At 71.4% G+C, this 11,952-nt stretch carries 10 protein-coding genes; 7 read left to right on the forward strand and 3 right to left on the reverse strand.

Annotated features, from left to right (window positions below; genetic code table 11):
• Positions 1-24: 24 nt before the first annotated feature.
• On the reverse strand, positions 25-1,452 hold the full coding sequence (locus ACF08F_RS37255) for an MBL fold metallo-hydrolase RNA specificity domain-containing protein (protein WP_392302995.1): 1,428 nt from the start codon (positions 1,450-1,452) through the stop codon (positions 25-27).
• A gap of 176 nt (positions 1,453-1,628) precedes the next feature.
• Between ACF08F_RS37255 and ACF08F_RS37260 the strand changes: the two genes are divergently transcribed.
• Genes ACF08F_RS37260 through ACF08F_RS37270 form a run of 3 tightly spaced genes read left to right on the forward strand, consistent with a single transcriptional unit; the run spans position 1,629 to position 5,238 of the window.
• Complete coding sequence (locus ACF08F_RS37260) at positions 1,629-2,078, forward strand: hypothetical protein (RefSeq protein ID WP_392303004.1); 450 nt, start codon at positions 1,629-1,631, stop codon at positions 2,076-2,078.
• 41 nt (positions 2,079-2,119) lie between these two features.
• Positions 2,120-2,851, forward strand: a complete 732-nt coding sequence (locus ACF08F_RS37265; protein WP_392302996.1) for an HAD family hydrolase — start codon at positions 2,120-2,122, stop codon at positions 2,849-2,851.
• Positions 2,848-5,238, forward strand: a complete 2,391-nt coding sequence (locus ACF08F_RS37270; protein ID WP_392302997.1) for a glycoside hydrolase family 65 protein — start codon at positions 2,848-2,850, stop codon at positions 5,236-5,238. The genes ACF08F_RS37265 and ACF08F_RS37270 overlap by 4 nt, the downstream gene beginning before the upstream one ends.
• Positions 5,239-5,273: 35 nt before the next feature.
• Here the strand turns inward: ACF08F_RS37270 and ACF08F_RS37275 are convergent, their stop codons facing one another.
• Together ACF08F_RS37275 and ACF08F_RS37280 are read right to left on the reverse strand one after the other, a co-directional pair.
• Positions 5,274-5,579, reverse strand: coding sequence for a hypothetical protein (locus tag ACF08F_RS37275; protein ID WP_392302998.1), 306 nt, complete (start codon positions 5,577-5,579; stop codon positions 5,274-5,276).
• 22 nt (positions 5,580-5,601) lie between these two features.
• Entirely contained in the window at positions 5,602-6,225 is a 624-nt protein-coding gene (locus tag ACF08F_RS37280; RefSeq protein WP_392302999.1) for a CBS domain-containing protein, read from the reverse strand.
• 247 nt (positions 6,226-6,472) lie between these two features.
• On the opposite strand from ACF08F_RS37280, the gene ACF08F_RS37285 reads away from it, so the two are divergent.
• The 4 genes from ACF08F_RS37285 to ACF08F_RS37300 form a co-directional block, all read left to right on the forward strand.
• The gene (locus ACF08F_RS37285) at positions 6,473-6,835 is read left to right on the forward strand and encodes a universal stress protein (protein WP_392303000.1); all 363 of its coding nucleotides are present in this window, start codon (positions 6,473-6,475) and stop codon (positions 6,833-6,835) included.
• Positions 6,832-7,692, forward strand: a complete 861-nt coding sequence (locus ACF08F_RS37290) for a universal stress protein (RefSeq protein ID WP_392303001.1) — start codon at positions 6,832-6,834, stop codon at positions 7,690-7,692. The genes ACF08F_RS37285 and ACF08F_RS37290 overlap by 4 nt, the downstream gene beginning before the upstream one ends.
• Positions 7,693-7,699: 7 nt before the next feature.
• Positions 7,700-10,321, forward strand: a complete 2,622-nt coding sequence (locus ACF08F_RS37295; RefSeq protein WP_392303002.1) for a cation-translocating P-type ATPase — start codon at positions 7,700-7,702, stop codon at positions 10,319-10,321.
• Positions 10,322-10,371: 50 nt separating this feature from the next.
• A partial coding sequence (locus tag ACF08F_RS37300) for a GAF domain-containing protein (protein WP_392303003.1) occupies positions 10,372-11,952 on the forward strand: 1,581 nt, incomplete at its 3' end.

Consider the following 11,952-nt stretch of genomic DNA (forward strand, 5'->3'; position numbering starts at 1 on the left):
GCCTGAGGGACCGAGGGGACCGGGTCAGCGGACCAGGACCGCCTCCCCGGAGCGGGGCACGACGGCCGTCCAGCCCAGTTCGCGGTCGATGCGGTCGCGCAGCGCCTCGGAGGCGGTCGGCTCGCCGTGGACGAGGTAGGTGGTGTGCGGGGGAGGAGCGCTACGGAGCCAGTCGATGATCTGCCCCGCGTCGGCGTGGGCCGAGAAGTGCGGCACGTCGGCGACCTCGGCCCTCACGGGCACGTACTCGCCGAACATCTTCAGTGTCCGGACCCCGTCCACGAGGTCCCGGGCCCGGGTCCCCGCGGCGGCGAAGCCGACCACGACCACGGCGTTGCGCGGATCGGGGAGAAGGCGGTGGAGGTGGTGCAGGACCCGGCCGCCGGTGGCCATGCCGGCCGAGGAGACGATCACGGCGGGCCCGTGCGTGCTGTTGATGTCGATGGACTCCTGCACCGTGCGTGCCGCGAGGAACGGTTCCGGGCTCAGCGCGCCCTCGCCCCGTGCGAGGATCTCGGGCCGCAGCTCGGCGGAGTGCTCGCGTACGGCGTCCTGGTAGACGTCCAGTGCGGCGAGGGCCATGGGGCTGTCCACGTACACGGGGACCGAGCGGGGCAGGAGACCCGTGTCGCGCAGGCGGCCCAGTTCGTGCAGGACGACCTCGGTCCGGTCGATCGCGAAGGCCGGGATGACGACGGTGCCGTTCCGTGCGATGGTGCGGGCGATGACGGAGACGAACTCCGAACGGGCGGACTCCTGGTCGTGGTGGCGGTCGCCGTAGGTGGACTCCATGAGGAGTACGTCGGCGCCCGAGAACGGCTCCGGCGGCACCAGCAGCGGGTGCCCCGGGCGGCCCAGGTCCCCGGAGGTGGCCAGGGTGTGGCCGTCCTCCAGGGTGAGGTGGGCCCATGCGGAGCCGAGGATGTGTCCGCCGTGGTGGAGCGTCAGCCGGGTGCCGGCCATGATCTCCACGTCCTCGCCGACGGTCACGGGGTCGAAGAACGCCAGGGTCTTCTCGACGTCCGAGTCGTCGTAGAGCGGCTTGGCCGGGCGGTGCTTGGACCAGCCGTGTGCGTTGGCGTGCCGGGCGGCCTCCATCTGGAGCCGTGCGCTGTCGCGCAGCACGATCCCGGCGAGCCGGGCGGTGTGGGCGCTGGTCAGGATCGGTCCCCGGAAGCCCTGCCGCACCAGGCGGGGCAGATAGCCGCAGTGGTCCAGGTGGGCATGGGTGACGACCACGGCGTCCACGTCCGCGGCGTCGCGGGCGAAGCGCTCCCAGTTGCGGTGCCGCAGCTTCGCGAAACCCTGGAAGAGACCGCAGTCGAGGAGGATCCGTGCATGGTCGCTCTCGACCAGGAACTTGCTGCCGGTGACCGTCCCCACGCCACCCAGGAAACTGAGCAGGGCCGGCCGCGCAGGCCTGGGAGCGGGATTCGGGGCTGCCTCGGACATGGCCGTCCCTCCTTCGGAACGTGTACCGGTCTCCACCCTCGCATCCTGACCCGGCACCCCCCGAGAGTCCGTACGGGCACATCGGGGGGCCGACCGGCCCATGCGTCTCCCGAGTACCGGACGCAGCCTGGTGGACGAGGACCGCGGCGAATCGCGAGGGGAAGTGGGTGGGCGCCATGAAGGCACTCGTCTTCCAGGGCACCGGACGGATCGCCTGGAACGACCTACCGGACCCGGTCGTCGAGGATCCCGCCGACGCGATCGTACGGGTCGACGCCGTCACCATCTGCGGCACGGACCTGCACATCCTGAAGGGCGACCTCCCCGAGGTGACGTCCGGCCGGGTGCTCGGAAAGTCCGCGACGCTTCACCGCGAAGATCTGTGGATCAAGGACGTCACGATCACCACCGGTCTCGTGGACACCTCGTCCACACCCATGCTGCTGCGCATGATGGCCGCGGGGCGGCTGCCGTCGTCTTCCCTGATCACCCACCGTTTCGAACTGGGAGAGATGGAGGAGGCGCACGACGTCTTCGGCCGCGCGGCCGAGACCGGCGCCGTCAAGGTCGCGCTGGGCGGCCCGCAACACACAGCCGTGAGCCTCCCCGACACGTCGGCGGCCTGATGAACGGCCGAGGCTCGGGCTCTCGGCCGCCGGAGAGTGTCGTGCTCGACACCGACGGTGTTCTGCTCGACTCCGCGGTCGTGCACGCGGCGGCGTGGAAGAGCGCTTTCGACGCCTGCCTCGACCGGCTGGCGCCCGACAACGGGGCACAGCCTCCCTTCGATGCGGACGCCGAATACCGTCGGCTGGTGGACGGAAGGTCCCGGTACGACGGCGCCGATGCCTTCCTCACCGCCCGCGGCCTTCACCTCCCACCGGGAGAGCCCCACGACACCCCCGGCCACGGCACGGTCTGGGCCGTCGCGGCAGAGAAGGAACGGGCGTTCCTCGATCTGCTGCGTACACAAGGCGTCACGGCCTTCGCCGACGTGAGGCCCGCCCTCACGGCTCTGCGCACGGCGGGCGTGCCGTGTGCAGCCGTCTCCGCCTCGCGGCACGCCCGGACACTGATCCGTGCCGCCGGGCTCGCCGGTCTCCTCGCGGTGATCGTGGACGGCGCGGACGCCGCCGGGCTCGGCCTCGCCGGCAAGCCGGATCCTGCACTGTTCCTGCAGGCGGCCGCCCTCCTGGGCAGCCGTCCGCAGGAGGCCGCGGTCGTCGAGTACGCACTCGCCGGAGTCGAGGCAGGACGCCGCGGTGGCTTCGGCCTCGTCGTCGGAATCGACCGCACCTCGCGGCGGAGCACCACTGCCCTCCTGCGGGAGAAGGGCGCCGACCTCGTCGTTCCCGATCTGACCACGCTGGTCCGGAGCGTGTGGGGCGAGCGCGGATGACCACCGGCTGGACGTGGCAGTACGACCGCTACGACCCGGAACGCGAGCCACTGGTCGAAGCCCTTTGCACCCTCGGCAACGGCCGGTTCGCCACGAGGGGCTCCGCCCCTGAGTGCCCCGCCGGGACCCCGCACTACCCGGGCACCTATCTGGCCGGCTGCTACGACCGGCGCACCTCGGTCGTCGCGGGCGAGCGGGTCGAGAACGAGGACCTCGTCAACCTTCCGAACTGGACGTTGCTCCGCTACCGCTGCCTCCCGGACGACGGGCCGCCGGGCGAGTGGCTCACTCCCGACGCCGGCGAACTGCGCCACTACGCGGTACACCTCGACCTGCGTGCCGGAGTCCTCACACGACGCCTGTTCTTCGAGGACGCTCACGGGCGGGGCCTGCGCGTCAGCCATATCCGCCTGGTTCACATGGGAGAACCCGGAATGGCGGCCCAGTGCACCCTCTTCCGCGCCTACGGATGGAGCGGCGCCGTCGAGGTACGGTCCCTGCTCGACGGCGCCGTCACCAACGCCGGAGTCGAGCGCTACCGACATCTCGACGGGCGCCATCTCACCGACCACCGGACCGGATTCAAGGCCGACGGCGTCGCCTGGATCTCTTGCCGTACGGACGACCCGGGCTTCCGGATCGCCATGGCCGTGCGCACGGTCACCCGCCCCACTCGGTCCGCGCGGGAGGTCTCCACCTCGACCGGCACCGAACAGACGTACCACCTGCCGGTCGCTCCCCGCCGCTCGGCGATGGTTGTGAAGACCCTGGCGCTGCGCACATCGATGGACTGGCCCGCCGCCGATCCGCTCACAGCGGCCACTGACGTGATCGCTCGAACTCCCGCCTTCCCCCGGCTGCTCTCCGCCCACAAGGCGGCATGGCAGCGGGTCTGGGAGGAGGGGGAGCTGCATGTGCCCGGTGAGGCGGGCCGCATCCTGCGCCTGCACGTGTTCCACCTGCTGCAGACGCTGTCCCCGCACACGGCGGAACTCGACGTGGGCGTGCCCGCGCGCGGACTGCACGGTGAGGCGTACCGAGGACATGTCTTCTGGGACGAGCTCTTCATCCTGCCCTACCTGAACCTCCACTTCCCCGAGGTGGCCCGGGCACTGCTCATGTACCGGCACAGGCGACTGCCTGCCGCCCGCGAGGCGGCCCGCCTCGCCGGCCGGTCAGGGGCCATGTACCCCTGGCAGAGCGCGAGTTCCGGCCGGGAGGAGACCCAGGTCCTGCACCTCAACCCGCGCTCAGGACGCTGGCTGGCCGATCACTCCGCACTCCAGCGCCACGTGGGGTCCGCCGTCGCGTACAACGTCTGGAAGTACGCGCAGGCCACCGGCGACAGAGGATTCCTCCACTCGGCCGGTGCGGAGATCCTGCTTGAGGTCGCCCGCTACTGGGCCGGTGCCGCCGCCTTCGACCCGGCCCTGCAGCGCTACCGGATCCGTGGGGTGGTGGGACCGGACGAGTACCACGACGGCTATCCCGAGGCGACGGTCCCGGGCATCGACGACAACGCCTACACCAATGCGACCGCCGCCTGGGTTCTCGCCCGCGGCCTCGACCTGCTCGGCGAACTGCCTGCGGGCCGGCGCTCGGAACTCTCTCAACAGCTGTCGCTGGACGACGGTGAACTCGCCCGATGGGAGGACGTCTCCCGCCGCCTTCACATCCCGTTCCACCAGGGCGTGGTGAGCCAGTTCGAGAGGTACGCAGACCTGGAGGAGCTCGACTGGGAGGCGTACAGGGCCCGTTACGGAGACATCCGCAGGCTCGACCGGATCCTGGAGGCCGAGGGCGACACGGTCAACCGCTACCAGGCGTCGAAGCAGGCCGACACCCTCATGCTCGGCTACCTCTTCCGGCCCGAGGAGCTGTACGGCCTGTTCGGCCGGCTCGGCTACGCCCTGGACGACGAGACGTGGCGTGCGACCGTCGCGTACTACCTGCGCCGCACCAGCCACGGCTCGACGCTCAGCAGCCTCGTCCACGGATGGGTGCTGGCCCGACAGAAGGGCGCCGACGCCTGGCGGTACTGCGAGGAGGCCCTGCTCGCCGACGTGGCCGACGTCCAGGGCGGCACGACCGGCGAGGGTATTCATCTCGGCGCGATGGCCGGCACGATCGATTTCGTCGAACGGGGGATCACCGGCCTGGAAACGGGACCGGAGGGGCTTCGCGTGGCTCCGGTGACGCTCGCGGAGATCCCACGGTTCGCCTTCACCCTGTGCTGGGGCCCTCATCGAGGGGTACGCCTGCGGATGCTCCCCGGGCGGCTGGCAGTCAGCGTTCCCGCTTCGCCCGAGGGCCCACTCGCCGTCACGCTCCCCGGCGGGCGGCTGGTGACCGTCGCACCCGGACAGGAGCGCTGGTTCCGTCTGTGAGAGGCGCTTCAGTGGAAGGTGAGCACTTCGGAGCTTCAGCCGAAGGTGAGCACTGCGGAGACGGGTCGGCGTCGAGGGATGCCCTCGGTCTCGGAGCCCTCGCCGGGCGCACCCGTGCGCGTCCAGCCGGCGATCTCCGCGCGAACCGCCGCGTCCGCGGCCTCGAACCTTTCGGAGTCGTGGACGATCTCGAGGACGGAGTCGCTGTGCCGGTCGCCCGGCACGACCAGGTGGCAGCCCTCCAGGAGGGCCGCGGCCCGCAGACCGTCGATCACCTCGGAGGGGATCCGCTCCTCGATCAGCGAGGCCACGAGTGATCGGGGCAGAGCGGTGGTAGACACGTTTCGTCCTGTCTGCGGTGGTTCACCTGGAGATGTCATGTGGAGTCCGGGTCGAGGACGCGAGACGTGCGTCGTCCTCGTGGAAGGACAGGCGGTCCACGACGGCGACGACGCCGTCGACCTCCTCGGCGAGTCCGACGAGCATCTGGGCCTGACTCCGCCGCCGGACGCGGCCCCCCAGCGTCACCACACCGTCCAGGACGTGCACGTCCACCGCGTCCCCGGGCAGGTCCATGGCATCGGTGAGGACGTCCTCACGGATGCGCTGCCGTATCTCCGCGTCCGGGCGGAGATAGACGCACAGCAGATCGCGGCGCGTCACGATGCCGACCAGTCGTTCCTCCTCGTCGACCACGGGAAGGCGCTCGACTCCGCGACGCACCATCAGCCGTGCCGCGTCCGCCACCGTCTCCTCGGCGTGGACGGTGATGGCCGGTGTGGTCATGAGGTCCCGCGCGGTCAGCTCGTCGCGGGCCAGGAGGTCGCTCTCGGAGACGACACCGATGACCCGGTCGTCCTCGTCCACGACGGGCACTCCGCTGATGTCGTGTTCGGCGAGCGACTTCGCCACGTCCCGGAACGACGCGGCAGGAACGGTGGAGACCACGTCGTCGGTCATCAGGCCGCCGACCTTCATGTGCTTCATCGCCGCGCCTCCTGTCCGAGGGTTCGGCCGGTGTGTTGTCCCGTGTCACCACCCTCCGCCGCACGCCGGTGGTCCGCGAGGGCCGAATGGTCCATCCTCAGGCCCGAACGGGCTCGTCGTTGCCGGTCCGCGCGATGTCCCGGCCGGGTGGGACCTTCGGTCCCGTCATTGGCCCCAGCGGCCCTCCGACCGCTCGGGACCACCTGCCAGGGTGGAAGGAGTCCCCTGGACCGCGCGAGGAGGAGCGATGGACGGAACCACAGCCCGTCCCGGCCTCGGCGGGTTCACCTCGTCGTTGCTCGGATCGGTCGGTCCGGAGGGCGCAGCCGGCACCACCACGCCCGTGGTCGTGGTGCGTGGTACCGCGGAGCCCGTCGAGGCCGGCGTGGCTCTCGCGGGGGTGCGGGACGAGGCCGACGTGGGATGTGCCCGCGCGGGGGCGCTCGTGGACGCCTCGCACCACGCAGACCTTCTGGTCGTCGGTGGCCGGCGCTCGCCCGGATACCTCGGACCCACCATCGGCCGGACCACGCTCAGCCTGCTGCAGCACGCCCACTGCCCTGTGGAGCTCATTCCCCGGCAAGGGCCCGGACACGGGAGCACCTCATGACACGCACCACGGACCGCCGTGACATCGTCGTCGGAATCGACCCGGTCAGGAACTGGCACCTGGCCCTCGCCTGGGCCGCGGACGAGGCTCATCTGCGAGGCGCGGCACTGCGCCTGATGGTCGCCGTACCCCCGACGCACGACACCCAGCATGTCGACGACACCCCTCGCCACGTGGCACAGCGGCAGGCCGGCTCGGAAGCTCTGCGTACGGCACTCACCTGGGCGCACGCCCGGCAGCCGGGCGTCACGGCCACATCCTCTCTTCTTGACGGGCTCCCGGCGGCAGCCCTGGCCGCTGTGTCGGACGAGGCCGACATCATCGTGCTGGGCTCCCGGCACCTCAGCCGTACCGAGGAGTTCCTGAGCGCCGGTTCCCTGGTCGTCCCGATCACGGCGAAGGCACGCTGCCCGGTCGCCGTCGTCGGCGACGCGGAACACCTCACCCAGGAGACGCCCTATCTCGTCGTCGGCGTCGACGGCAGCGAGTTTTCTCGCGCCGCCCTGGCCTGGGCCTTCGAGGAAGCAGACCTCCGGCGCTGCGCCCTGCGGGCCATCGCCGTCTGGCAGCCCCCCGTCTTCAGCCTGCACAGCGGTGACACGCTGTTCCATGCCGAACGCCGCCTGCTCTCGGAGACCACCGCGGGCTGGGCGGAGAAATACCCCGACGTCCGGCTCACACACGAGGTGCTCATCGGCTCGCCCGTCGAGAACCTCGCGGACGCCGCCGAACACGCACTGGCCGTCGTCGTCGGCCGCAGGGGCCGGGGCGGGTACAGCGGCATGCACGTCGGCTCCGTCGTCCACGGGCTGCTCCACCGCGCCCACTGCCCGGTGATCACCGTCCCTGTGAGGTGAGCGGGCCATGACCGCGTCGGAGGCGGACCGGGCCCTCGCCCGGGTGCGGGACACCACGGGACTCAGCGAGGCGGAGGCCGCCCGTCGGCTGGCCGGCACGGGCCCCAACGAGGTCGCCGCGCGAAAGCCCGTACGGCTCCACAGCAGGATCCTGGCCCAACTGACCGACCCGCTGATCATGGTGCTCCTCGGGGCCGTCGTACTGACCCTCGCGATAGGTGACCACCCCGACGCGACCGTCATCGGGATGGTCGTCCTCGTGAACACGACCGTCGGTGTGGCACAGGAGATCCGGGCCGACAACGCCGTCGCCGCACTCTCGGCCCTCACCGCGCCGCACGCGCGCGTGCGGCGCGACGGCGCGGTCCGCGACCTCCCGGCGGCGTCGATCGTCCCCGGTGACGTCCTCCTGGTCGGTGAGGGCGACATCGTCGCCGCCGACGCCGAGCTCGCCGAGGCCTCCGCCGTCCTGGTGGACGAGTCCATGCTCACGGGGGAGTCCGTGTCGGTGGACAAGGACCCGGGTGCGACCCTGAGCGCGGGCACGGTCGTCGTCCGCGGCCGAGGCGTGGCCGTGGTCTCGGCGACCGGGGCATCCAGTGCGCTCGGCCGTATCGCGGCTCTCCTCGACGAACGCCGCGAGCCGACCCCGCTACAGCGCCGGCTCGCCGCCCTCGGGCGCGTCCTCGCGGCTGTGACGCTCGCCCTGTGCGTCCTGGTCTTCGCCCTGGGCCTGGTGCGGGGGCTCCCGCTGGGAACCATGGCGGTGACCGCCATCAGCCTGGCCGTGGCGGCCGTCCCCGAATCCCTTCCGGCCGTCGTCACCCTGGCCCTGGCACTCGGAGCCCGGCGCATGGCCGCCCGGCACGCTCTGGTGCGGCGGCTGCCCGCGGTCGAGACGCTCGGCTCGGTGTCCGTCCTCGCCACCGACAAGACCGGCACCCTGACGGAGGGCCGCATGGTCGTGCAGCACCTCTGGACACCGTGCGTGACCGCCGAGCTCTCGGGGGTGGGGTACGAACCAGAGGGCCAGGCCCTTGTCGCGGGGAGACCGGCGGAGGCACACGAGCTTGAACCGCTGACGGAGCTGCTGACCGTGACCGCTCTGTGCAACGACGCCACGCTGCGCCCACCGGACGACGGAGCGTCCGACGGCCGTTGGACAGCCCTGGGCGACCCCATGGAGGCCGCCCTGCTGGCGGCCGCTGCCAAGACGGGCTGCCCGGAGCCGACGGAACTGTCGGTGACCAGCCCCCGGATCGGGGAAGCGCCGTTCGACAGCCTCCGCAGACGCATGACCACCCTCCACAAGGCCGGGGAAGACCGGGTGCTCGTCTGCCTGAAAGGCGCCCCCGAAGCCGTCCTCGACCCCGCAGTCCTACGAGATCCTCCCGACGTGCTCGCGGCTGCACACCAGGAGGCCGCACGCCTGGCCACCCGTGGATACCGCGTGCTCGCAGTCGCGTCGGGAGTGCGGAACGACCTCCCGACACCGGTCACCGAGGCGGAGTCGGGGCTCACGCTCCTCGGCCTCGTCGCGCTCAGCGACCCGCCGAAGCCGCACGCCGCCGCGACCCTCGCCTCCTGTCGTGCGGCCGGGATCACGCCCGTCCTCATCACCGGGGATCATCCGGCGACCGCTCGGGCGGTGGCGTCCCACGTCGCTCTCCTGGGCGACGGCGGCGATGCGGAAGGCCGCGTCGCCACCGGGGCCGACGTGACCGCGGGGCGCGTGGCCGACCTCACCTCGGTGCGGGTCTTCGCCCGAACGGACCCCCAGCAGAAGCTGGACATCGTGGAGGCGTGGCGAGCCGGGGGAGCGGTGACCGCCATGACCGGCGACGGCGTCAACGACGGCCCTGCCCTGCATCGGGCCGACATCGGCGTCGCCATGGGCGCACGTGGCACGGAGGTCGCACGGCAGGCCGCCGACCTCGTCCTCACCGACGACGAGCTCTCGACGGTCGTGGCGGCCGTCGAGGAGGGAAGGCGTGTCTACGACAACATCCGCCGGTTCCTCGTCTACGGGATGGCCGGCGGCGCGGCAGAGATCCTCGTGATGCTCATCGGACCGCTGCTCGGGCTGCCGCTGCCCCTTCGCGCCGGCCAGATCCTGTGGATCAACCTCCTGACACACGGCCTCACGGGCGTCGCCATGGGCGCCGAACCCGCATCCCCGGGAGCCATGCACCGCCCGCCGCGCCCACCCGCCCAACGCATTCTCGGCGGCGGCTCCTGGCAGAGGCTGCTTCTTCTCGCGGCCGTCGTCACGGCGGCCTCCCTCGGCGCGGGCCTCGCCGCCCAGGCACTGGACCTGGCCTGGCAGAGCGTGCTCTTCCTCGCCCTGCTCGCCGCGCAACTCGGCGTCGCCCTGGGACTGCGTACTCGACTTCTCACCAAGGAGAACCCCTTCCTCCCGCTGTCCGTCCTCGCTTCCGCCCTTCTGGCGGCGGCAGCGCTGTACGTGCCCTTCCTGAACTCGATCCTGGAGACCGAGTCACTCGGCTGGGCGGGCGCCGGGATCGCTCTCGCGTGCGCGCCCGCCGGATTCGTCGCGGCCCGCGCGGTACGGACCGCCTTCCATCCAGGTGGTCCGACGGGAACAGATGGTTCCACCGGACTACGGTGAAGGTGTGCGCTTCGGGTGCAGCCCGTGCGCCCGATGCAGCCGGAGGTTCGATGGGCCGGGAGGACAGCAAGCCGGCAGGTACACGGCTACCACGGCTGCGACTCGACGAGCTGATCGACGAGGTCCAGGTGCGTATCGAGGAGGTGCGTGGCACCAGGGACCGGCTCAACGGGCTGCTCGAAGCCGTGATGTCCGTGGGCCGGGAACTGGACCTGCCGCAGGTGCTGCGCGGCATCGTGGAGTCCGCCGTGACTCTGGTGGACGCCGAGTACGGAGCCCTGGGCGTCATCGGGGACGACCGGAATCTGTCGGAGTTCCTCCCCATCGGCATCGACGACGAACTCCGTGAGCGGATCGGGGCCCTGCCGTCCGGCCACGGCATCCTCGGCGAGCTGATCCGCAACCCCAAGCCACTGCGTCTGGCCGAGCTGGCCGATCATCCGGCGTCGTACGGATTCCCGGCCCACCATCCGCCGATGCACTCGTTCCTGGGCGTTCCCATCCGGGTCCGGGACGAGGTGTTCGGCAATCTCTACCTCACGGAGAAGCGCGGAGGGGCCGAGTTCGACGCGGAGGACGAGGCCGTCGTGACGACCTTGGCGGTCGCGGCCGGTATCGCGATCGAGCACGCCCGCCTCTACGAGGAGGGCAGGCTCAGGCAGCGGTGGCTGGCCGCGAGCTCGGACCTGACCAGCGCACTCCTGTCCGGTGCGGAGGAGCCCCAGGTCCTTGACGGGATGCTGGAGCAGGCCGTGGACATCGCGGGCGCCGACATGGGGGTCTTCTACCTGGTGGGTGAAGGCGGTGAGCTGCGGGGCTCGCTGGCCTGCGGTGAGGGGGCCGCGGCGCACCGGGGTGTCGTCCTGCCGACCAGCGAAGGAACCCTGGCCGCGGCCGCCCTGGCGCAGGAGGGCCTGGTCACGGTCGTCGATGTCGAGAACGAGCCGCGCATCACGGTGCAGCCCGAACGGTGGAAGGGTTTCGGGCCGGCGGTGGCCGTCACGGTCGGCACGAAGGAGCGGCTGACCGGTGTGCTGATCCTCGCCAGGTGGCACGGGCGCCCCGTCTTCACGGCTGCCGAGGTCACTGCCCTTCCCGGTTTCGCGGGGCAGGCGGCCCTGGCGCTGGAACTGGCCGACCGCCGTCGTGACGCCGAGCAGGTGAGCCTGCTGGAGGACCGTGACCGGATCGCCCGGGACCTGCACGATCTGGCGATCCAGCGCCTCTTCGCCACGGGGATGACGCTGCAGAGCGCCCGGCGCTTCGTCGAGCACCCCGAGGCCGTGGACCGATTGACCCGGGCGATCGACGACCTCGACGCCACCATCAAGATCATCCGATCGACCATCTTCGGCCTCCGGGAGCAGGACGTCCCCGGAGAACCCCGGAAACTGCGAAGCCGTGTCGTCAAAGCGGTCGACTCGGCCGCGTCGACGCTCGGATTCGCTCCGGCGCTGCGTATGGAGGGCCTGATCGACACCGACGTACCGGCGGAAGCGGCTCAGGAGGTGCTCGCCGTTCTCGGGGAGGCCCTCTCCAACGTGGCACGGCACTCCCGGGCCCGAAGGGCGGAGGTGTCGGTCGTGGTGGACGACGGCGTGTTGGCGGTGACGGTGAGCGACGACGGAGTC

Origin of the sequence: Streptomyces sp. NPDC015130 (assembly GCF_043080005.1) — a bacterium.
GTDB lineage: Bacteria > Actinomycetota > Actinomycetes > Streptomycetales > Streptomycetaceae > Streptomyces.